Source organism: Halobellus salinus (assembly GCF_014646875.1).
In the GTDB taxonomy this organism is placed as follows: domain Archaea; phylum Halobacteriota; class Halobacteria; order Halobacteriales; family Haloferacaceae; genus Haloquadratum; species Haloquadratum salinum.
The window spans coordinates 76,654-97,773 of the sequence record NZ_BMOC01000001.1 but is presented as its reverse complement, the minus strand read 5'-3'; the positions used below and the strand labels follow the sequence as shown (position 1 = coordinate 97,773).

The window sequence follows — 21,120 nt, the reverse complement described above, 5'->3', positions numbered from 1 at the left end:
TCCGGCCGTGTAACAGTAACTCACCAGACATCCCTAGTTGGAGCTCGCCTCCATCTCCGAGATCCGGTCGGCGAACGTCTCGAAGTTCGAGTTGACGTACTCGAAGTCGGGCCACGCGATGAGTTCGGCCTCCTCGCTGTTGTTCGGGAGGTCTTCGTCGAGTTTGTCGGTAGCGTACTCCATGTTCTCGTTGGTGAACAGCGTGGGGCTGTTCTCCGACCACGCCGTCTGGGTGTCGGCGTCGAGCAGGAAGTTGAGGAAGTCCTCCGCCATCCGCCGCTTGTCGGTGCCGCGGACCGGACACCAGTGGTTGACGAACCCGCTGTTCCGCTCGGGGGCGGTGTGGCTCAGGTTGTCGTAGTCGTCGATGTCGAAGGCGGTCTGCTCGTAGTACCACTGGGCGTAGTCGATGATCCCGTTCTCGAAGAACTGCCAGATGTCCTCGCCCGAGGTGGCCCACCCCTCGATCGGCCACTCGCTCCCTATGTAATCGAAGACCTCCATCGACAGTTCCTCGTCGTAGACCTCCCCGGCGAGTTCTATGTCGTCCATCGCGACCGCGGCGTCGTGCTGGGGGAACCACCAGAAGCCCTTGTCGATCCCCAGTCCGTTACTGTTCTGGACCGTATCGGAGGCGAGGTCCGACCACTCGGTCGGCTCGAAGTCCTGGTCGTTCCGGTAGATCAGCGTCGTCGGCGCGCCGTCGATCGGAACGCCGAATTCCGTCGTCCGGAAGTCGGTGTAGTAGTCGATGACCTCGTCCATATTGGGGACGTTCTCCGACCGGACCGGCAGGAAGAGGTCGTCGGCGCGGCCGAGGAGATAGAAGTATCCCTCGGTGATCGTGACGTCGAACGGCGGTTCGTCCTCCGGCGCCGACCGGATCTGCGCGAGGATCTCGTTCCACCCGCGGTTGACCTGGAGGGTGCCGCCGGTCCGCTCCTCGTACATCGGTTTGATCGTCTCCTCGAAGCGGTCAGCGTAGTTTCCGCTCCAGACCATCACCCGGAGCGTCTCGCCGCTGAAATCCGGGCCGCTCCCGCTGTCACCGGCTGTGCCACCGTTGCCACCACCGCCCCCGCCGGCGAGTGCGGAGCAGCCGGCGAGTGCGGTCGCGGTCCCCGCACCCGCGGCCGCCAGGAATGTCCGACGACTGGAACGGGTGTAGTCTGTCGACTCTCCCTCGGAACGCTCGGTACCATCAGACATAGGTATATGATTGTCTTTGGAGCATATTATAAAAAAGTGTCCGTGGTCGAACGGACAGCGTGGCCTCCGGCCCGTGACGGGGAAGTGGCGAACACGCCGCGCTACAGTTCGGGTTCGTCGAGGTTCACGTACACGCTCTTCTGGCGCTGGTAGTGGTCAAGCGCCTCCAGCCCCAGATCCTTCCCGAAGCCCGACTGCTTGAACCCGCCGTAGGGGGCGTCGGGCATGATCGGCCCGTACTCGTTGACGTACACCAGGCCGGCGTCCAGGTCGTCGGCGGTCTGGTGGACCAGCGACGTGCTCTCGGTTCCGATCCCGGACGCGAGCCCGTACTGCGTGTCGTTCGCCAGTTCGATCGCCTCGTCGTACGTCTCGAACGTCTGGATGGTCTGGACCGGCCCGAAGATCTCCTCGGACCCGACGGTCGTGTCGTTCGTCACGCCGCCGAAGACGGTGGGTTCGACGTAGTGACCGCCGGCCAGCGCCGGATCGTCGGGCGTGCCGCCGCCGCAGAGCAACTCGGCCTCCTGCTTGCCGGTCTCGATGTACTCCGTCACCGTCTCGAACTGACTCGCCGAGGTCAGCGGCCCCATCGTGGTCTCCTCCTCGAGCGGGTCGCCCAGGACGTAGGATTCGGCTGCCTCAACGAACCGCTCGGTGAACTCGTCGGCGATCGACTCGTGGACAAGCGCGCGGGAGAACGCGTCGCAGATCTCGCCGGTGCTGTAGAAGATGCCGTCGGCGACCGACTGTACGACCGTGTCGAGGTCGGCGTCGGGGAAGACGACGAACGGGGATTTGCCACCGAGTTCGAGCGTCACCGGCGCGACCCGGTCGGCCGCCGCGTGCATGACCCCGCTACCGACGCCGGTGCTGCCGGTGAACGAGATTTTCCGGACGTCGTCGTGTCCGGCGACCGCCTGCCCGACTTCGCTTCCGGATCCCGGCAGGACGTTGAGCACCCCGCCGGGGAAGATCCCCTCGGAAAGTTGGGCGGCCCGGATCGTCGACAGCGGCGTGTCGCCCGCGGGCTTCAGCACGCAGGCGTTCCCCGCGGCGAGCGCGGGGCCGAGTTTCCACGCGGCCGCCCACAGGGGGTAGTTCCACGGCACGATCTGCCCGACGACGCCGTACGGCTCCTGTTTCGTGTAGAGGTGGAGGTCGTCGCCGGCCGGCACCTCGCTGCCGCGCTGTGCGCGAACCGCCGAGGCGTAGAACTCCAGGGTGTCGATCGCGCCCTCGACCTCGCCGCGGGCCTGCGAGATCGGCTTGCCGCAGTCCAGACACTCCAACAGCGTGAGTTCCTCGACGTGGTCCGCCAGCGCGTCGGCCCACTCGAACAGCCGCTTCGAACGGTCGCGGACGCTCGCGCCGTCCCAGCCGCCCTCGAAGGCGTCCCACGCCGCGTCGACCGCGTCGTCGACGTCGCCGGCGTCACACTGCGGCACGCCGACGATCGACTCCCCGATCACGGGGTCCTCAACTCCCCGCTTCGGTCCGTCGGTCCGGCGTTCGCCGTCGATCCACGCGCCGAACTCGATGTCGGCGGTCGCCTCCCGGTGTTTCGAGCGGTGGCGATCGGCGATCGTGCTGCTATCCGCTTCTGAACTTCCCATACACCCTCTCTTCATCACCGAGTGAAAAAAGTTCCCACGACACGGGCGGCACTGTTCAGATGAGGGCGGTGCGACTGGAGACACCTCGAAAGCCCCGCTTCGCTTGAGTCGGGGAGCTCGCTGCGCGCGCTCCCTGCGGTCGCGTGCTTGTGTCGCCCGCTTTCCTCCAGCGAAGCGCCCCTTTCAGTCCCCGCCGGCGGCCGGTTAGCCAGCCGATGGGCGGGACTGAACGGGGGCTTTCGAGGTGGCCACAGGGTCACCAGCTTCTCTGAACACTACCACACGGGCTTCCTGCCGACAATAAACACGTAATTACGTCTTCATCACATACTTTTTTAAACTGGGTTAACGGAGCTTACATACGGATGCGACATCATAGCCGCAACTGTCCGACGAGCAGCATGGAATGCCCGTCCGCGTGGAGGCGCGGGCGATGAGCCTCGGCGAGTACACCTTCTCGTTCCCGATCTGGGTCGAGTTCGGGAACGGGAAGAGCGAACGGACCGGCGAGGTGATCGACGCGAAGGGGTGGGAGAGTGCGCTGGTCGTCACCGACCAGGGGATCAGAGCGACCGGTATTCTCGACGGTGTTGAGTCCTCGCTTGCCGCCGCAGGGGTCGACTACGAGGTGTACGACGATGTCGAACCCAACCCGACAGTGGCGATGGTTCACGACGCTCTGGAGACGCTGAACGCCGGCGGCTTCGACGTGGTTGTCGCGGTGGGCGGCGGCAGCGTCATCGACACCGCAAAGTGTGCGACCCTTCTGAAGACCAACTCCGGTGAGCTCTCGGAGTACGAGGTGAACGACCCCGAAGACGTCACCACGGGCAGCATCGCCAACCACACGCACCCGCTCATCACAATCCCGACGACCTCCGGAACGGGGAGTGAGGTGGACTACTGGGCCGTCATCACCGCCCCCGACAGGGAGTTCAAGATGGCGATCGGCCAGCCCCCGCTGTACCCCGACGGCCCGTACCTCGGCGCCGACATCTCGCTGGTGGACCCCGAACTGACCGCGTCGCTGCCGCCGCGGCAGACCGCCGCGACCGGGTTCGACGCGTTCTCCCACGCCCTGGAGAACCACGTCGCCGCGGGCGCTCCGGAACTCGTCAAACCCTACACCACACACGTGATGGGGCTCGTCCCGGAGTACCTCCCCGACGCGTACGAGACGGGCGACATGGAGGCTCGCGAGCAGCTGCTGTTCGGATCGCACACGGCTGGGTTCTGTGAGAACTTCGCCGGGTTCGGCGCGATCCACTCGCTGGCGGAGGTGACCGGCGGAATGTACCCCGAGATCCCGCACGGCGAGGCCATCGCGGTGTTCACGCCGCCGGTGATGCGGTACAATCTGGAGGAGTACCCCGGTCGGCACGCCGAGGTCGCCGAGGCGATGGGGCTGGACACCGACGGGCTGTCGGACGTCGAGGCCGCCCACGAGGCGGTTGAGGCTGTTGAAGCTCTGATCGACGACGTCGACCTCCCGTCCAGCCTGCGCGAACTCGGCGTCGACGAGGCCGACCTCCCGGAGATCGCCGAGAAATCCCTCGACACGATCGAGATCCACGACAACCCCCGCGACGCCGACGCCGAGGACCTGCTCGACGTCGCCCGCGACGCGTACTGACACCCGAAACGGTCCGTTCGATTCCGTTTCATGTCCGCGCCGCAGCCTACGTCCCGGTCGCGGCTGCGAGCTCGGATTCCAGCGAGTCCACGACGTCGTCCAGCGCCCGCGGGATCTCCCGGTTGAGCACCGGCCCGTCGATCCGGTACGTCGGCCCGGAGACGCTGAGCGCCCCCAGAACGGTCCCGTCGGCTCCGGTCACGGGCCGTCCGACGCTCCGGAGTCCGTCGGTGTAATACCGGTCCCCGACGGCGTAGCCCCGTTTGCGGGTCCGCCTGAGTTCCTCGAACAGGTCTTCGCGGGACGTGATCGTGTGGCCAGTCAGCGACGCCAACCCCCACTCGTCGACGATGGCCTCGACGCGCTCCCGGGGGTACGCAGACAGGATTGCGAGCCCCGACCCGGTGGCGTGGATCGGGTAGTAGGTCCCGATGTTCGCCCGATACCGCTTGGAGCCGCCCTCGGTCCCGTACTTCGCCCACTTGTGGTACGACTCCGCGACCGTGATCACCCGACCGTGATCGTCGACGACGAAATCACACTCCTCTTCGGTGCGTTCGGCGAGATCCTCGACGGCGGCTTTGACCGCCGAGAACCAGTACCACCGTTCCCGGGCGTACTCCCCGAGGTTGAGGAATTTGAACCCCAGGTGGTACACCGCCCCGGATTTGGTGAGGTAGCCGGCGCGTTCGAGCGTTGTGAGGTGCTTGTGCGCGGTGCTTTTCGCCATCCCGTGGGCGTCGACGATGTCGGACACCCGCGCGCCGTCGGCCTCCCGGATCGTGGCGACGATCTCCAGCGATGTCCGGGTCGTCTTCACCGTGCGTTGATCGGGGTCTGCCATCCGTGTGGCCGTCACACTCGACGTGACTAATAATTTCGTATATTCGAACCACTCCCCGACCGACAGAACCGAACTCTCCAACCTCGCGGGGTCCTCGCTGGCCAGCCGTGTTCCGACCCAACCCCGTCCCGTTTTCGCCGTTGACCGTGGTCGTCGGGCCCGCCGCCGTCAGAGCACCCCGGCCACCCTGCCGGAGTCTTGCGGTTCACCACCCTGTCGGAACGCCACACCCACACACCGTGGCAACGACCCGGAGACCGAATCCCCTCCCGACACCCCTGCCGACGCGATGCTATGTCACCCCGGCCACCCCACATTACGGGGCTGTCTCCTCCCGGCCTGGGTCCCTCCGGAGCGCACTTATTCGATATCATCGAACTTTTATATAACACGCGACCGACGACGCAGTAACATGTGTACCTATGTTAGGCTGTGGGCCCCAGACCCGAACGGGCGGCCCGCATCGGTGCTTCGACACGGCCGGAAGTGCTTGTGACACGTACGGGGTGCTCCCTGCCGAATATCTTATCTCTAAGCAAACAGTTCGTAGAAAATATCGAAACACCAAAATGAAAATTACGAATTAGAAGAATTTTTGATCGGTTTCGATTGATTTTCCGAACGAAAATATCTGCTGAACTATGTATATAGCAAACAAACCATTCGCTTCGTATTCGCACGGCCCCGGGATCGTCTTCCCCCCCCAGACCTCGGAGTCGCCGCCGGTTGCACGCGCCTGGCTCCCGCCCCCAGTGAGATCGTGTGCCACGTTCGATCGAAGCCCGTGCAGACCCGTGCGGCGCCACGCCGTCCCCGGCGCGAAACCAAAGTTCGTATATCGGCGGCCCCACCTACGGGAGAGTACAATGATCGACGTCAGCGTGATCGGCTGCGGAAACATGGGCGGCGCCCTGCTCACGGGGCTCTCCCGGGCCGGCGGCTACCGGATCACGGCCTACGACGTGGACCCGGACGCCCTCGAGGCGGTCTCGGAGCACTGCGACCGGACGACGACCGATCTCGGTGACGTCCGCGATTCCGAGGTCGTCGTGCTCGCGGTGAAGCCCGATATCGTCCCGCTCGTCCTCGAAGATCTCGACCTCCGACCGGGCCAGACGCTCGTCACCATCGCCGCCGGCGTCTCGCGCGCACAAGTCGGTGCCGAGACCGACGCCACGGTCGTCCGGATCATGCCCAACCTCGCAGCGGAGACGCGGGCGATGGCCGCGGCGGTGTCGTGGGACGACCCCGACGAGCACGTCGGTCAGATGCTCTCAGACCTCGGCGCGTACGTCGAGGTCGACGAGGACCTGATGCACGTCGCCACCGCGCTGAACGGCAGCGGCCCGGCGTTCGTTTTCTATCTGATCCAGGCGATGCAGGAGCGTGCGGTCGAGGAGGGGCTCGACCCCGACGACGCCCGGACGCTCGCCGCCCAGACATTCAACGGCGCCGCCGAGACCGTGCTCCGATCCGATCGCGACCTCGATTCGCTGATCGACGCGGTCTGCTCGCCCGGCGGGACCACCATCGAGGGGATGGAGGTGCTGTTCGACAGCGACGCCGACACCGCCGTCGGCGACGCCCTGACCGCCGCCCGGAAACGCTCGGAGGAACTCGCGGGAGCGGACGCGGAATGAACGCCGTCGCAGCCGAGGAGGTGACCCGCGCCCGAACGCTCGCTGCGAACGCCGGACGGGTCGTGGTCAAAGCCGGGACCAACTCCCTCACGAACGACGCTTCGAAGCTCGACGACGGGAAACTCGACAAGCTGGTCGACGACATCGCCGACCTGATGGCTCGCGACAAGGAGGCCGTCTTGGTCTCGTCGGGGGCGATCGGCGCCGGCAAGGGGCGGGTCGGATTCGACCCCGACGACACCGTCGAGGAGTCCCAAGCGGTCTCGACCATCGGCCAGAGCCACCTTATGCGGCGCTACACCGAGAGCTTCGAGCGGTACGGGTTGACGGTCGCCCAGATCCTGGTGACTGACAACGACCTCGAGGACCCCGAGCGGTTCACCAACTTCAAGAACACCATCGAGACCCTCCTGTCGTGGGGTGTTGTACCGATCATCAACGAGAACGACGCGGTCGCAACAGCTGAGATCCGGATCGGCGACAACGACATGCTTTCGGCGTCGGTATCAGTCGCGGTCGGCGCCGACCTGCTGGTCACGCTGACCGACGTCGACGGCGTCTATACGAGCAACCCCAAAGACGACTCCGACGCGGAGCTGATCGACGCAGTCGGGCGGAACTACGACGAAGTCGAGCGGATCGTCGAGGAGACCGCAAGCGGCTCCTTCGGCGGGATCCGGACGAAAGTCAAGGGGGCTCGAACCGTGAGCGAACACGGGATCCCCGCGATCATCGCCCGCTCGACCCGCCCTGACGTGCTCGAAGCCATCGCCACCGAACAGTCCGTCGGAACCATATTCGTCCCCGTCAACGACCACGTATGAGCGAACACACCACCACCGATCGATCCGCCGAAGCCAAGATCACCGACGCACAGTCCGCGGCCTTAGCGCTCGCGAACCTCCCCGAGTCGACCCGGAATGACGCGCTGCACGCGGTCGCCGACGCGATCGAAGACAACGCCGACGCCATTCTCGACGCCAACAACCGGGACGTCGAGGCCGCCGAGGAACTGCTCGAAGCCGGCGAGTACACCCGGGCGTTCGTCGACCGGCTGACGCTTTCGGCGTCGAAGCTCGACGGCATCGCGGAGATGGTCCGCAGCGTCGCCGGCCAGGACGACCCCCTCGGGCGAACGCTCGCGGCCCGCGAACTCGACGACGACCTCGAACTCTACAAGGTGTCGGTGCCGATCGGCGTCCTGGGTGCGGTGTTCGAGTCCCGCCCCGACGCCCTGGTACAGATCGCCGCTCTCAGCCTCAAGTCCGGGAATGCAGTCGTGCTCAAGGGCGGCAGCGAAGCCACCCACTCCAACCGGCTCCTCCACGAGACCATCGTTGAGGCCGCCGCCGACGCCGGGGGTGAGGTGTCGGACGGGTGGGCCCAGCTCATCGAGGCCCGAGAGGACGTCCGGACGCTGCTCGAACGCGACGACGCCGTCGACCTGCTCATGCCCCGCGGGAGCTCGTCGTTCGTGAGCTACGTCCAGAACAACACCTCGATTCCCGTGCTCGGCCACACCGAAGGTGTCTGTCACGTCTACGTCGACAGCGAGGCGGAGTTGGGGATGGCCGAAGACGTCGCCTACGACGCGAAGGTCCAGTATCCCGCGGTGTGTAACGCCGTTGAGACCCTGCTCGTACACGAGTCCGTCGCGCAGACGTTCCTTCCGGAGATCGCTGACCGGTACCGCGAGGCGGGCGTCGAACTCCGCGGCGACGAGCGCACCCGCGAGATCATCGACGCCGAAGTCGCAATAGAGGACGACTGGCGGACCGAGTACGGCGACCTGATCCTCGCGATCACGGTCGTCGACTCCGTGGCCGATGCGATCCGCCACATCAACGCCAACGGCTCGAAACACACCGAATCGATCATCACCGAAGACGACGACGCCGCGGCGCGGTTTATGCGCGGCATCGACGCCGCGAGCGTGTTCCACAACGCCTCGACCCGGTTTGCCGACGGCTACCGGTTCGGGCTAGGCGCCGAAGTCGGCATTAGCACCGGCAAGACCCACGCCCGCGGCCCGGTCGGACTGGAGGGGCTGACCACCTACAAATACCACCTGGAGGGTGACGGCCAGTTGGTCGCCGCCTACGCCGGCGAGAACCCCCGGCCGTTCACCCACACCGAGTTCGACGGGGCGTGGACACCCGGGCGGCTGTCGGACCGGGACGCCTGATACTTCGTCCCACGGACGGGGACCGGCGCTGGTCGACGGAACACGGACGGGGACCGGCGCTGGTCGACGGAACACGGACGCTCCTGTCCGGCCGTTGATCAAACGTCCGGTTATGTGACTGGGAGGCGAATACACCCGTGTTTAACCCGGTGAGAGTTGCGGTTGTCCGATGGATATAACACGCGTCCGTGGATGTGTGTTGGTGTCACACCGTGTCAAACCGACAGACGGTCGACGGCACCCCGTACGACCACCTCCTTGAGCACGTCCAAGACTCGGTCGTGGAGTTCGAGATCGTTGAGGGTGACCCGATCGTGCGTGAGGCAAACGCCGCGTTCGTCGAGACGTTCGGCTACGCCATCGACGACATCCGGGGTGAACCGCTCAACGACTGGATCGTCCCGGAGTGGCTCGACGCGGAAGCCCGCGCCCTCGACAGCCGGACGGCCGCCGGAGAAACCAACCACCAGCGGGTGAAACGCGAAACCGCGACGGGGCTTCGGGAGTTCCGCTACCGGGGGATTCCCTACACTGAGGGGGAGGCGGAACTCGACGGGTTCGCGGTGTACACCGACATCACGGAGCTGACCTGGACCGAGCACCGACTCCAGGTCCTGACCCGGGTGCTCCGGCACAACCTTCGGAACGAGTCGAACGTCATCCTGGGCCACACCGCCCGGTTGCTCGACCAACTCGGCGCGTCGTCGACGGAGGCGGTCGGGGCGGCGGCCACGATCGAGACGGCGGCTGCGAACCTGGAGAAACTCACCCGCGAGGCCGACGAGATCGATTCGCTGCTCTCCGCCCCGGAGTTGGACGCCGGCGGGATCGACTGCGTCCCGGCCGTCTACGACGCGGTGTCGGAACACCGGCAGCTGTTCCCGCGCGCGGAGGTCGTCGCGGACCTCCCCGAGCGGCTGGTTGTCCGTGGCGACAGCCACCTCGAATCCGCGATCCACGGCCTGATCGACAACGCGATCGTCCACAACCCCTCCGAGTCGCCGTACGTCGAGGTGTCGGCGGCGGCGCTCGGCCCGCGGTGGGCCGCCATCCGGGTGGCCGATGACGGGCCGCGGATCGCAGAGCACGAGCGCGCGGTGGTGACTGGCGACGCGGAGCGGACCCGGACGCGACACGGCAGCGGACTCGGGCTGTGGCTGGTGAAGTGGGTGACAGAACGCTCCGGTGGGGAGCTCTCGTTCGAGGAGAGCGCGTACGGCGGCAACGTCGTCCAGGTTCGGCTTCCACGGACCTGAGGGGTGGCTCCCGGCTTCGCCGGGACCGACGCTACTGCGCGACGTTCTCCGCGAACCGGTTCCGCACTTTCTCGACTTTCGGCTTCGCGTGCATCCGGCAGTACGCGTCGCGCGGGTTCTTCTCGAAGTAGTCTTGGTGTTTCTCCTCGGCCCGCCAGAACCGTTCGAGGGGTTCGACCTCGGTCACGACCGCGTCGTCGTACTCGGGGGCGAGCGCGTCAATGTACGCCTCGGCCTGCTCGCGCTGGGTCTCGTCGTGGTACAGCACGATCGAGCGGTACTGCGACCCCACGTCCGGCCCCTGGCGGTTCAACTGCGTGGGGTCGTGGGTCGCGAAGAACACCTCCAACAGGTCGTCGTAGCCGATCCGGTCGGGGTCGTATTCCACTTGGACAACCTCCGCGTGGCCGGTGCGGCCGGAACAGACCTCACGGTAGGTGGGGTCGTCGGTGTCGCCGCCGGCATACCCCGACGTGACCGACTCCACGCCGTCGAGGACGTCCATCGCAGCCTCGGTACACCAGAAACACCCGCCGCCGAATGTGGCTTCGGTTGGCATACGCGCCGTTTGGGTGCCGATCGGTATGTAGCTGACGCGCGTTGAGCGCCGATCGGAACAGCCCGGCATACACGGACTCTCCGGTGGCGGGGTCGCGCGCTCCGAAACCGGTTTACTCGGAGGCCGTCTACGCGGTGGTATGACGGACACCGATCCGACAGTCGCCGTCGAACCCCGCCACGCGACCGGCGACGGGGCCGCAGCCGAACAGCACGGGCGTGCAACGAACAACGGGCGCTCTCCGACGGGGCAATAACATGGTCGAGGAAATCTCCACCGAGGACGTCAAACAACGGATCGACGACGGGACCGACACCCAGATCATCGACATCCGGTCGCCCGCGGAGTTCGAGCGCGGCCACATCCCCGGCGCGAGGAACATCCCGCTGGCGGAACTCCCGCGCCGGGTCGACAACGTCGAGTGGGGCGACGACGTGGTCGTGGCGTGTCCCATCGGCCAGTCGTCGATCCAGGCCGCCCGGCTCATCGGGAGCTACGAGGGTGTCGACAACGCGTCGGTCAAGAGCATGGCCGGCGGGTACCGGGAGTGGTCGTACGACCTCGAACCCGGCGACTGACACCGAGTTCCGTGCTCTCGTTCACCCGCGACGCCTACGACGCGATCGTCCGCCACGGGCACGGCGGCGGCGACAGAGAGGTCTGCGGCGTGCTCGCCGGCGACTACGGCGACGGGGAGAGCCACGTCACCGACGTCTCCCCCGTCGAGAACGCCGCTGACACCCCACAGACCCGGTACGCGATGGACCCGGAGGAACTCCTCGCGGTGATCGACCACGTCGAGGACGCCGGATCGGACGTCGTGGGCTTCTACCACACCCACCCCGCGGGGCCGACACACCCCAGCACGACCGACGTCGACCGCGCGACGTGGCGGGGGTACTCCTACGCCATCTGTGCGTTCGACGGCCACCCCTTCCTGGGGTCGTGGCGGTGGCGCGGCGGCGGCTTCGCGGGCGAGCGGGTCGCCATCGAGGGGTAGGTCGAGCACCCTCCCCGCCGGCGGTCGGCGGCGACGGGCCCTGCGGAATCGACCGTGCTACGCCCCGCCGGCTTTAGGCCGGCAGGCCGCGACGAACCGCTCGACGATCGATTCGAACTCGGCGACGTCGACGTCGGAGCCGACCCGCTCGAACGGGACGGTCGTCGCGTCGTGCGGCACGCCCCGCAGGGACTGGAACGCCCGCTCGAACTCGTGGTAGTCCGCCGCGTCCCACCCGACCGCGTCAACGTCGGGAGCGTTGTCCAGCACCATCCTCGCGGGCCAGACTTTCAGCGTCCCACTGACGTTCGCGGTGAACACGCTTGGGTCGTTCCGGTAGCCGGCCTGGTGGGCATCCACTTTCGCTTGGAAGTTGGCGTGTTTCGCCTGCCCGATGGACACTCTGTCGCCGATGTCCGTGGCGAACTCGTAGAGTTCGACGAACGCGTCGGCGGTCGCCGCGGTGACGTCACCGTTCGCTCGCTTGCGGTCGATATCGGCGAACAGCTCCGACTCGGATTCGACGTACGCTGGGCCGGTTCGGGTCACAGTCTCTGCCCAGCCGCGGCCTGGACACAAATAGCTGCTCATCGGCCCCGGCGACGTGCGGGTTCCGTCGGTGTCGCCCGGCGGCCCGCGGAGCCGGCGAACGGGGAGTGCTGCACCCGACCGTGAGTGCTGTTTCGTTTGGAGTGCTTCCGGCGGGACCAGTAGGGAGACCGAGTTGGAGGGCCTCACACACCCGCACAGTCCCGCTCGGTGTCGGCGCGGGCGCTCGTCGTGGACGGCTTGTGGCGTCGTGCTGAACGGTCGCGACGAAGCGCGGCTCGCGGCCGCAATCGCGGCTGTTCGGGACCACGCGGCCGGTGAGGCGACCGTGATCGACCACGCGGCCGGTGAGGCGACCGTGATCGACCACGCGGCCGACAGCACCGACCCCGATGCGGTGGCGGACCTCGTCGGTCGGAGTGACCGGGACAGACCGTCAACCTCAACAGTTCACTACACCTCGAAATAACTGTGAGAACGTACGGGACGGTCGACAGGCGGCAGTTTCTGGCGGCGGCCGGGACGGCCGGCGTCGGGGCGATTGCGGGCTGTAGCAACGACAACGGCACCACAGCCGGCGACGCCGGCGACAGCGACGAGGAACCGATCAGGGTCGGAGCGATACAGCCGCTCTCGGGGAACTTCTCGGTGTGGGGGCGGGTCCACGCCTCGGGGCTCGCGTTCGCCGTCGACGAAATCAACCGGGACGGTGGCGTGCTTGACGGCCGGGAGCTGAACGTTATCGAAGCCGACTCCGGGAGCGATCCCGCCGAGGCGGCGTCGATCTTCGAGCGGTTCGCCGAACAGGAGGAGGTTGTAGCCGCCACCGGACCGGTGAGCTCCGACGTGGGGATCCGCACCGCCCGCACCGCCGAGGAGCTCGGAATCCCGATGTACATGCACCTGGCCGGATCGAGCGACACCATCACCCCGGAGACGCGGCACGCCTTCCGTGTCGGGCTCCTCCCCGCAGAGCCGACGATGCGGGCACAGGCGGCGCTCGCCGAGACGCGGGGGTACGAGTCGATCAGCGCCATTGTCGCCGACTACGCGTGGGGGCGTTCCGTTCGATCGGCGATCGAGGCGGCCTTCGCCGTCGACGTGGACATCCAGGTGGCCCCCGTCTCCGAGAGCGACTTCTCCACGTACGTCCGGCAGATCCCCGACGATGTCGGGATGGTGGTGACGAGCGGACACCCGCCGGGCGTGCTGACGATCACCCGGCAGCTCTACGAGTTGGGCTACGACCCCGAGGTCGTGACCGGCTCCTCGTGGCCGCCGGACGTGGTGCGGTCGACGCTGGGTGCGGACTCCGAGCGCGGGTTCACCCACGTCCACCTCGCCGACCCGTACAGCGACGAGTTCGCCGAGGTCGCAGAGCGGTACGCCCGGGCGGTGGGCGCGCAGTTCAACACCCACACCGCCCACGGATACGTCACGGGCAAGCTCATCGCCCAGGCGATCGAGAACGCCGGCGAGGCCGACCCCGAGGCTGTCACGGAGGCGACGCGCGCCATCGAGTTTGACACGCTGTTTGCGAACCCGATCCAGTACGCCGACTCCGGGGAGCTCAAAAACCAGATCCAGGTGTACAGCACCATCACCGGCGACCCACCGTCGCACTACCCCGAGGGCAACTACGGATACACCGAAGTGTTCCGAACCGACCCGCTGCCGGCGATCCCGGCAGAGGCCTGACGCGCGGTCGGTCCTGCGCCCGCGAATCGGAAACCACGTCAGGGAGCCCCGCCGACACGAGGACGTGACCGAGTCGAACGGGGTGAGAGAGTCGGTGGACGCGACCGGCTACGCGCGCCGGATGCTGGTGGTCGTGTCCCTGGGGTGGGCGACGCTCCAGACCGGCCGGTTCCTGCTGTCACCGCTGCTGCCGACGATCATCACCGACCTCGGGATCACCGAGGCCACTGCGGGGATCGCGCTCGCGATCTTCCAGGGCTCTTACGCCGTGGTCCAGTACCCCAGTGGAGAGTACTCCGACCGGTGGAACCGGACCACGCTGATCGTGCCCGGGATGGTGGTCATCGCGGTTGGGTTCGGGCTCTTCGGGCTCACCACCGGGTTGGTGACGTTCCTGCTCGCGTCGACGGTTGTCGGTCTCGGGAAGGGGCTGTTCGCCATCCCCTCGCGAGCGCTACTCTCGGATCTCTTCACCGATGACCGCGGCCGCGCGCTCGGGATCTATGCCGCGGGCACCGACGCCGGCGGGCTGTTGTCCTCCGGCATCGCGGTCCTCGCGTTGACGTACTTCACGTGGCGCACGCCCTTCTTCCCGATCGCGGTCGGACTCGCAGCCCTCACGGTCGTCTACACCGTCACGACTCGGGACGGGTATCACGTGGGGGAGACGACGCTGGACCTCCGGAGTACGGTCGGCCGGTTGGTCGAGAGCAACCGGCAGCGGGAGACCCTCGTCGCCTTTTCGCTGTTTTATTTCATGGTCGGCGGGTTCATCAACTTCGTTCCGACCTACCTCGCGCGGGCGAAGGGGTTCTCAGAGAGCCTCGCGGGACTGACGTTCGCGATCGTCTTCGCGGTCGGGTTCGCGGTCAAACCCGCCGCCGGGATCCTGGGCGACCGGATCTCCCGGCGGGCGGTCGCGGTCGGGGGGCTGTCGGTCGCCGCAACAGCGATGACCGCACTCATCCTCGTTGGGTCCACCCTCGCGATCTGGGTCGCGATCGGGGTGTTCGCGCTCGGGTACAAGACCGGATTCCCGCTCGCGGACGCCATCATCCTCGACGGCGCGCCCGCCGACGGAACGGGTGCCGATTTGGGGGCGGCGCGGGCGCTGTTCCTGATCGCGAACGCCATCGGGCCGGCGTATGTCGGCATCGTCGCCACCTACGCCAGCTACGACCTCGCGTTCGCCGGGTTCGTGGTCTGTCTGGTCGCCGCGGCCGCGCTGTTGGCGAGGCGGTGACGCCCGGGCGAGAGCGGGTCGGTGGGGCAGGCGGTGTCCCGCTGGCCGTCACCGGAGTTCGTGGCCGCAGGCGCACTCGCCGATGCAGTACGTGGTGCCGCCGCCCGGGAGCGCCACCCCCAACCGCGCCAGCGACGCGAGCAGGCCGTTCGAGGTGTCGGTGTCGGGGCGGACCCGACCGGCGGTCGCGCCGTATGGCTTCGACCCAACCGGGATGGTCCCCGCGACCGCCCGCTCGGCGTGATCGATCACTTTCACTTCGTCGTCGCTCTGGACCGGAACGTAGAGCTTCTCGCGGGCGGGACCCCACGTGCCGACGAACCCCGACCCGCCGAGATCGATTCGGCCGGCGACCTCGCGCGCGGCGAGGTCGATCACGGTCACGTCGTCGGAGCCGGGGGTGAAGACGTACCCGAACTCCGAATCCGGCCCGATCTCGCTTGTCAACGGGCGCGCCCCCAACCCGTCGTCGGCGGTGAGCCGAACCACCTCCTCGGGGGCTTCCGGGTCGCTCACGTCCCAGATGCTCTCGGTCCCGGTGTCACCCCCGCTGTTCTCCACGAGCAGCGTGTTGCCGTCCCAGGCGACGGTGTTCATCCACGGGGCGACGGCGTCGGCGTCGGCGTCGGGGTCGACCGACACCTGGGTCACGATCCCGAAGTCCTCGTAGTCGATAACGGTCAGGGTGTCGCCGAAGATGTCGGGGACGTACGCGTACTGTCCGTCGGGGTGGATCGAGACGTCACACGGCCCGGGGCCGTCGGTGTCGCCGCGGCCGCCCTCGTCGGTCCGGTCGAGTTCCGCCGTCACCTCGCCGAAGGTGTCGGAGGTGGGGTCGGCGTCCACCCGGTACTGTGTGTGGGCGGGTTCCCGCGCGCTCACCACGAGGTGCTTTCCGTCCGGGGTGACCTCCTGCCAGTTCGCCCCCGATCCGGTGTCCAGCGACGCGACCTCCGACAGCGACCCGGCGGTGACCGCCCGAACCCCCCGGTCGACGTTCAGCCACACGACGTCGTCACCGTCGGTAAGCAACCCGGGAAGGTACTGGTTTGAGGGGAACGACGCCGTCGCGCCCAGATACGTCGTGGCCACGACGTCGTCGGCGTCGGTGTCGATCACGCTCACGGTCATGTCGCCCGTATTGAACACGTACACTGTGGGTGGCCCCGGCCCGTCGTCTGCGTCCCCGGACCCGGGGATCGAACGGGAACACCCGGCGGTTGCAGCGGCACCCGCCGCTGCCGATCCCGCGAGCAGCGTCCGCCGGGAGACGCCGTCGTCGTCCGGATCGATGTCGTCTGTTCCGCGGTTGGGGTAGAGCACCGGGTCCGCAGTGTGGTCGCACATGCGTCGTGATACCACCTCAGGGCGGATAGAGACACCGGCTGCGACCGTCGCGGCCGGGTGTCGGACGTTGGAGGATGCGACGTTTGCCGACGTCGAACGGTCCGGAGGGAGTTACGGGTCCACCCCGGAAATCGCGGCCCGGACGAACACGAGCACCGGGATGATCTCCAGCCGGCCGATCCACATGTGCAGCACGAACATCCCCTCCGCCACCGGCGACATCGTGGGGCCGGTGATCCCCGACGACAGCCCGACGTTGCCCTGTGCGCTCGCGACCTCGAACAGCGCGTCGGCGTAGCCGAACTCGGGACCGGCGACGTTCACAAGCACGAGGCTCCCGACGGCGAGCCCAAGCAGCCACAGGATCGTGACGATCGCCGCCTCGCCGAACTCCCGTTCCATCGTCTCGCGGTCCAGCACGCGGCCGTCGATCCGGGCGGTGATCACCGCGTCCGTCGGGAGAAACACCCGCGAGAACTGCCAGGCGATCCCGCGGGCGACCGTGTACCCCCGAACGATCTTGATGCCGCCCACGGTCGACCCGGCGGCGCCCCCGAGCACCATCGCACCCACGACCAGGATCTTTCCGCCGGCGACCCACCGCCCGATCGGCGCCGACTGGAACCCGGTGGCAGTCAGGGCGCTGATCCACTGGAACGTCGAATCCCGGATCGCGTCGAGTTGGGCTGCCGAGACCGGATCGACGGCGAACGGGAGCACCGACTGGGTCGCGAAGGCGTCCGGCACCGTCGACACCGACGTCACGTTCTGGACGGACAGGACGACCACACCCGCCCCAAAGAGCGCGAACAGCCACCGGGTCTGGAGGTCGGCCGCGAGTTCCCGGAGGCTCCGGTCCCGGAGCACCACGTAGTGGACGGGAAACGCGATCGCGCCCGCGGTCATGATCGGGAGCAGCGCCACCTCGACCAGCGGGGCGTTGTACGTCGCGATCGAGTTGTCGGTGACGGAGAACCCGCCGGTCGTGAGCCCGGTCATGGCGTGGTTGAGCGCCTGCCACGCCGCCTCCGGGGCCGACAGCGACGCAGCGTACGCGCTGCCGCTGCCGCTGCCGCGGATCGCCCCGAAGAGGAGCACGAACGAAACGAGGGTGTACCCGACCACGAGCTTCCACACGGTCCGGACGGTCGAGACGATACTCGGGTGGATCTTCTCCTCGCGGGCCTCGCTCCGGTAGAGCGCGTAGCTCCCGCTGCCCGGACGCGACAGGATCGAGACGGTCAGCACGATCACGCCGACCCCGCCGACCCACTGGATGAACGACCGCCACCACTGGAGCGTCCGCGGGAGCGACGGCTCGTGGACCGCCATCGTCAGGCCGCTGCCCGTCCACCCGCTCATCGACTCGAACAGGGCGTGCAGCGGATTCCGGAAGTACGCCAGACTGGAGCGCGTGGTGGTTCCACCGACGCGGATCGGCTCCCATCCGCTCGTGGCGAGCCCCGCAGGGACGAACGTGTCCATCACCGCCGGCGGGGTCACCCACGCGGCCAGGACGAAGGGGAGCGCGCTGAAGACAGCCACCAGCAGCCACCCGCCGGCGGCGATGACCATCCCGTGTTTCATCTGTGGCGCCGGCGCGTCGGCGAACCCGCGGGCGGCGAGGCCGCCGACGCCCGCGGTCACGCCCCCTGCGAGCAGGAACGCGAGCGCGGCGTGGTACTCGCCGACCCCGAGTGCAACGACTGTGGTGAGCGTCATCAGCCCTGCCGTCATCAATAGCAGCGACCCGATGTCCCGCGCAACGATCCGGAACTCCCTCCGGAACGCGCCACGGCTCCGTTCGGACATTTCAGCCGTGGTCCTCGAAGTGGCCGAACACGTCCGTTACCCCGGGAGTCGCTCCCGCGCCGGCGTACACGGTGAGGAGGTCGCCCGCTCGGATGCGGGTGCTGCCGCGAGGCGTGATCAGTTCGGGCCCGTCGTCGCCGTCACGTTCCACGGCAACGATCAGCGTGTCGCCCCCGAGAAGCCCGGCATTGTTGGCCTCCCGAAGGGTCTTGCCGGTGATGGGCGCGTCGGCCTCGGCGGCGATCTCGAACACCTCCGCCTTCTCGCCGATGTGCATGAAGTCCACGATGGAGGGGTATCTGACCGCGCGGTAGAGATACTCCGCGATGAGCCGCTGGGGGTTCTGCATCGTGTTGACGCCGATCTGCCGGAAGAGACTCATGTGCTCGGGGTTGTGGACGACCGAGACCACCTCCGGAACATCGAGTTCCAGCGCCAACAGACAGACCATGACGTTCGTCGCGTCCTGGTCGGTCGTCGAGATGATCGCGTCCGCACGGTCGGTCCCGGCGTCCAGCAGCGTCTCCTTCGTTGTCGCGTCGCTGTTGAGCACGAGGCAGTCGTACTGGCGTGACGCCCGTTCGGCCCGTTCCTCGTCGCGTTCGATGACGACGACCTCGTTACCGCTCTCGGTGGCGATTTCGACGAGTGGGCTGCCGATGTCCCCCGCCCCGACGATGACGATGTACATCCGACAGCGGATTCACCAGGGGCAGTCGAAAAACTACCGCCTCACGACGATTGCCGCCGAACGCCACCTCCGTTGACGGCGTTCGGCGGGACGTGCGTGCTCTGTCCCACACCGTGCGCGCCGAGGTCGGCTCCGCGACTGATCGGGGGAGTGGCCGGTTCCACCCCTCACGCGGGCTCGGGTGCCCACCACGCCAATACGGCCCCGGCGACCGCTATGGCGCCCGCCACCAGGAACGCGACATCGAACCCCGCGGCGTCGACGACGGCACCACCGACGATGGGCGAGACGAACGCGCCCGCCAGCCCGACGCTTGTCTGGAACGCCACCGCGGTCGCCGCCACGTTGGCGTCGACGAGCTCTCGGACGTAGCTAAACGAGAGCCCGATCGTGAGCTGGATTGCAAAGCCCACACACAGGAGGGCACCGACGACCACCGGCACCGACCCGAGTCGGGTGAACGCCAACACCAGCGGCGCCGCCACCCCGAACGATCCGAGGACGACCGGTCGCCGCCGTCCGCCGAACACCCGATCCGAGAGCACTCCGCTGGAGACGCGCGAGAGCACGCCCACGGCGGGAAACACCGCGATGATCGCCCCGCTGGCCGCCAGCGACAGCTCGATTTGGTCGGCCAGGTACGAGGACCCCCACGAGTTGACGAACAGGTACAGCGCGTAGCTCAGAAACCCCAGACCCCCGGCGATCCACACCGGTCGGCTCCGAAGGACGGTCCCGAACTCCCCGAGCGTGGGGGCGTCTGCGCGGGCGCCGCCCAACCCGCGGCTGGTGTGCCAGAACAGCCCGAACCCGGCGAGCGCGACGCCGGCGTACGCCGGAAAGATCGCGGGCCACCCGAACCGCGCCGCAAGGAGGGGTCCGGTGCTCTGGCCGAGCGCGAACCCCAGCGGGCCGCTGGCGGTGAAGACCCCGACCGCCGTCGCCCGGTGGGCGGGCTCGACCGCGCGGCTAACGATATCGATACCGGCGTTCCACACGACCACGTACGCGACGCCCGCAACGATGCGAGAGGCGATCAACGGCCAGTACCCCCCGGCGCGTCCGGCGACCCACCCCCACACCCCGGCCACGAACAGCGTGAACACCGCAGCCGCCATCACCCGCCGGGAGTCCGTCCGGTCGAGCACCGCGCCCGCGGGGAGGCTCGTGACGACCGCGGTCCCGAACATGGCCCCCACGAGCAACCCGGCCAGCGTCGACCCGACCCCGAGGGAGTCGCGGACAAGCGGCGTGACGCTGGCGGGGGCGATCTCGTACGCCGCCATGCCGGCGGACACCAGCGCCGACCCCACGACGAGACCGTACGCCGTCCAGTCGCGGTCGGTTGTGGCTGGGGCCGAACCCCTGTCTGCGGAGCCGTCGCCGTCGGCGACCGCGTCGCGTTGGGGCGCCATTGCTTCCGAGTCTGTGCCCCGGCAGACATAAATCGGGCGTTACGCGGGCGGTGGGTCGCCGAGCGAAAGTTGGCGGACAAACCACGCGGGCGGGACCCGAACGGGCCGCGGGCTCGCACCGCTGTCTCCCCACTATTCGCACTGAGGCCGCTCCTACCGAAACAGGACTTCGGCGACGGGAGTCGGACGTTTTCCGTTCCGACACTCGTGGGGTGATATGGCGTCCCCGGCATCACACTACCGGAGCGACGACGCTCGGCGCAACCGATAGTATAACACGGGAGGGCTGCGAATCCGGCAGCAAGACAGCCGTCGCGTCACTCCGGCCGCACCGTCGACCGCGTTCCGACCGCTCGCGGACGCTCCACGGCGGCTCGACCGCGCCGATCTCGGCCTGACGTGACACCGGCGGCCACTGAAGCC

At 67.7% G+C, this 21,120-nt stretch carries 19 protein-coding genes; 10 read left to right on the top strand and 9 right to left on the bottom strand.

Annotation, left to right across the window (positions count from 1 at the left end):
* Positions 1–33 precede the first annotated feature (33 nt).
* A complete protein-coding gene (locus tag IEX72_RS00460; protein WP_188785353.1) occupies positions 34–1,209 on the bottom strand; it encodes an extracellular solute-binding protein in 1,176 nt (391 codons plus the stop codon).
* Between the two features lie 101 nt (positions 1,210–1,310).
* Positions 1,311–2,825: an aldehyde dehydrogenase family protein gene (locus tag IEX72_RS00455; RefSeq protein ID WP_188785351.1), complete on the bottom strand. Its 1,515-nt coding sequence runs from the start codon at positions 2,823–2,825 to the stop codon at positions 1,311–1,313.
* A 433-nt stretch (positions 2,826–3,258) separates the two neighbouring features.
* Between IEX72_RS00455 and IEX72_RS00450 the strand changes: the two genes are divergently transcribed.
* The gene (locus IEX72_RS00450) at positions 3,259–4,458 is read left to right on the top strand and encodes an iron-containing alcohol dehydrogenase (protein WP_188785706.1); all 1,200 of its coding nucleotides are present in this window, start codon (positions 3,259–3,261) and stop codon (positions 4,456–4,458) included.
* A gap of 46 nt (positions 4,459–4,504) precedes the next feature.
* On the opposite strand, the gene IEX72_RS00445 is transcribed toward IEX72_RS00450, so the two are convergent.
* Positions 4,505–5,302 carry an IclR family transcriptional regulator gene (locus IEX72_RS00445; RefSeq protein WP_188785348.1) on the bottom strand — a complete coding sequence of 266 codons (798 nt, stop codon included), beginning with the start codon at positions 5,300–5,302 and terminating at the stop codon, positions 4,505–4,507.
* Positions 5,303–6,168: 866 nt separating this feature from the next.
* On the opposite strand from IEX72_RS00445, the gene proC reads away from it, so the two are divergent.
* The 4 genes from proC (at position 6,169) to IEX72_RS15330 (ending at position 10,383) form a co-directional block, all read left to right on the top strand.
* Positions 6,169–6,942 (top strand): pyrroline-5-carboxylate reductase, encoded by a 774-nt coding sequence (gene proC / locus IEX72_RS00440; protein ID WP_188785346.1) that lies wholly within the window; start codon positions 6,169–6,171, stop codon positions 6,940–6,942.
* On the top strand, positions 6,939–7,766 hold the full coding sequence (gene proB, locus IEX72_RS00435) for a glutamate 5-kinase (protein WP_188785344.1): 828 nt from the start codon (positions 6,939–6,941) through the stop codon (positions 7,764–7,766). The genes proC and proB overlap by 4 nt, the downstream gene beginning before the upstream one ends.
* Entirely contained in the window at positions 7,763–9,127 is a 1,365-nt protein-coding gene (locus tag IEX72_RS00430) for a glutamate-5-semialdehyde dehydrogenase (protein ID WP_188785343.1), read from the top strand. The genes proB and IEX72_RS00430 overlap by 4 nt, the downstream gene beginning before the upstream one ends.
* Before the next feature lie 212 nt (positions 9,128–9,339).
* Positions 9,340–10,383, top strand: coding sequence for a PAS domain-containing sensor histidine kinase (locus tag IEX72_RS15330; RefSeq protein WP_268238866.1), 1,044 nt, complete (start codon positions 9,340–9,342; stop codon positions 10,381–10,383).
* A gap of 31 nt (positions 10,384–10,414) precedes the next feature.
* On the opposite strand, the gene msrA is transcribed toward IEX72_RS15330, so the two are convergent.
* Positions 10,415–10,942 (bottom strand): peptide-methionine (S)-S-oxide reductase MsrA, encoded by a 528-nt coding sequence (gene msrA, locus IEX72_RS00420; protein ID WP_188785339.1) that lies wholly within the window; start codon positions 10,940–10,942, stop codon positions 10,415–10,417.
* 257 nt (positions 10,943–11,199) lie between these two features.
* Between msrA and IEX72_RS00415 the strand changes: the two genes are divergently transcribed.
* Together IEX72_RS00415 and IEX72_RS00410 are read left to right on the top strand one after the other, a co-directional pair.
* Positions 11,200–11,520: a rhodanese-like domain-containing protein gene (locus IEX72_RS00415; protein WP_188785337.1), complete on the top strand. Its 321-nt coding sequence runs from the start codon at positions 11,200–11,202 to the stop codon at positions 11,518–11,520.
* A gap of 11 nt (positions 11,521–11,531) precedes the next feature.
* Complete coding sequence (locus IEX72_RS00410; RefSeq protein ID WP_188785335.1) at positions 11,532–11,942, top strand: desampylase; 411 nt, start codon at positions 11,532–11,534, stop codon at positions 11,940–11,942.
* A 57-nt stretch (positions 11,943–11,999) separates the two neighbouring features.
* Here the strand turns inward: IEX72_RS00410 and IEX72_RS00405 are convergent, their stop codons facing one another.
* Entirely contained in the window at positions 12,000–12,491 is a 492-nt protein-coding gene (locus tag IEX72_RS00405) for a hypothetical protein (RefSeq protein WP_188785332.1), read from the bottom strand.
* Positions 12,492–12,741: 250 nt separating this feature from the next.
* Here IEX72_RS00405 and IEX72_RS00400 point away from each other — a divergent pair, with 250 nt between their 5' ends.
* The 3 genes from IEX72_RS00400 to IEX72_RS00390 all read left to right on the top strand — a co-directional run bounded on the left by IEX72_RS00400 (position 12,742) and on the right by IEX72_RS00390 (position 15,432).
* Positions 12,742–12,960 (top strand): hypothetical protein, encoded by a 219-nt coding sequence (locus IEX72_RS00400; RefSeq protein ID WP_188785331.1) that lies wholly within the window; start codon positions 12,742–12,744, stop codon positions 12,958–12,960.
* Positions 12,961–12,962: 2 nt separating this feature from the next.
* The gene (locus IEX72_RS00395) at positions 12,963–14,189 is read left to right on the top strand and encodes an ABC transporter substrate-binding protein (protein WP_188785328.1); all 1,227 of its coding nucleotides are present in this window, start codon (positions 12,963–12,965) and stop codon (positions 14,187–14,189) included.
* 121 nt (positions 14,190–14,310) lie between these two features.
* Positions 14,311–15,432 carry an MFS transporter gene (locus IEX72_RS00390; protein WP_188785705.1) on the top strand — a complete coding sequence of 374 codons (1,122 nt, stop codon included), beginning with the start codon at positions 14,311–14,313 and terminating at the stop codon, positions 15,430–15,432.
* A gap of 48 nt (positions 15,433–15,480) precedes the next feature.
* Here IEX72_RS00390 and IEX72_RS00385 read toward each other — a convergent pair whose 3' ends face one another.
* The 4 genes from IEX72_RS00385 to IEX72_RS00370 all read right to left on the bottom strand — a co-directional run bounded on the left by IEX72_RS00385 (position 15,481) and on the right by IEX72_RS00370 (position 20,697).
* On the bottom strand, positions 15,481–16,779 hold the full coding sequence (locus IEX72_RS00385) for a hypothetical protein (protein ID WP_229663678.1): 1,299 nt from the start codon (positions 16,777–16,779) through the stop codon (positions 15,481–15,483).
* 111 nt (positions 16,780–16,890) lie between these two features.
* Positions 16,891–18,591, bottom strand: coding sequence for a potassium transporter TrkG (locus IEX72_RS00380; protein ID WP_188785326.1), 1,701 nt, complete (start codon positions 18,589–18,591; stop codon positions 16,891–16,893).
* A 1-nt stretch (position 18,592) separates the two neighbouring features.
* Positions 18,593–19,282 (bottom strand): potassium channel family protein, encoded by a 690-nt coding sequence (locus IEX72_RS00375; protein ID WP_188785324.1) that lies wholly within the window; start codon positions 19,280–19,282, stop codon positions 18,593–18,595.
* A gap of 167 nt (positions 19,283–19,449) precedes the next feature.
* Positions 19,450–20,697, bottom strand: a complete 1,248-nt coding sequence (locus IEX72_RS00370; protein ID WP_188785322.1) for an MFS transporter — start codon at positions 20,695–20,697, stop codon at positions 19,450–19,452.
* Positions 20,698–21,120: the final 423 nt, after the last annotated feature.

Coding starts and splice junctions, on each gene's coding strand:
- IEX72_RS00460 (WP_188785353.1), bottom strand. CDS start 1,209: ATGTCTGATGGTACCGAGCGTTCCGAGGGAGAGTCGACAGACTACACC.
- IEX72_RS00455 (WP_188785351.1), bottom strand. CDS start 2,825: ATGGGAAGTTCAGAAGCGGATAGCAGCACGATCGCCGATCGCCACCGC.
- IEX72_RS00450 (WP_188785706.1), top strand. CDS start 3,259: ATGAGCCTCGGCGAGTACACCTTCTCGTTCCCGATCTGGGTCGAGTTC.
- IEX72_RS00445 (WP_188785348.1), bottom strand. CDS start 5,302: ATGGCAGACCCCGATCAACGCACGGTGAAGACGACCCGGACATCGCTG.
- proC (WP_188785346.1), top strand. CDS start 6,169: ATGATCGACGTCAGCGTGATCGGCTGCGGAAACATGGGCGGCGCCCTG.
- proB (WP_188785344.1), top strand. CDS start 6,939: ATGAACGCCGTCGCAGCCGAGGAGGTGACCCGCGCCCGAACGCTCGCT.
- IEX72_RS00430 (WP_188785343.1), top strand. CDS start 7,763: ATGAGCGAACACACCACCACCGATCGATCCGCCGAAGCCAAGATCACC.
- msrA (WP_188785339.1), bottom strand. CDS start 10,942: ATGCCAACCGAAGCCACATTCGGCGGCGGGTGTTTCTGGTGTACCGAG.
- IEX72_RS00415 (WP_188785337.1), top strand. CDS start 11,200: ATGGTCGAGGAAATCTCCACCGAGGACGTCAAACAACGGATCGACGAC.
- IEX72_RS00390 (WP_188785705.1), top strand. CDS start 14,311: ATGCTGGTGGTCGTGTCCCTGGGGTGGGCGACGCTCCAGACCGGCCGG.
- IEX72_RS00385 (WP_229663678.1), bottom strand. CDS start 16,779: ATGTGCGACCACACTGCGGACCCGGTGCTCTACCCCAACCGCGGAACA.
- IEX72_RS00380 (WP_188785326.1), bottom strand. CDS start 18,591: ATGTCCGAACGGAGCCGTGGCGCGTTCCGGAGGGAGTTCCGGATCGTT.
- IEX72_RS00375 (WP_188785324.1), bottom strand. CDS start 19,282: ATGTACATCGTCATCGTCGGGGCGGGGGACATCGGCAGCCCACTCGTC.
- IEX72_RS00370 (WP_188785322.1), bottom strand. CDS start 20,697: ATGGCGCCCCAACGCGACGCGGTCGCCGACGGCGACGGCTCCGCAGAC.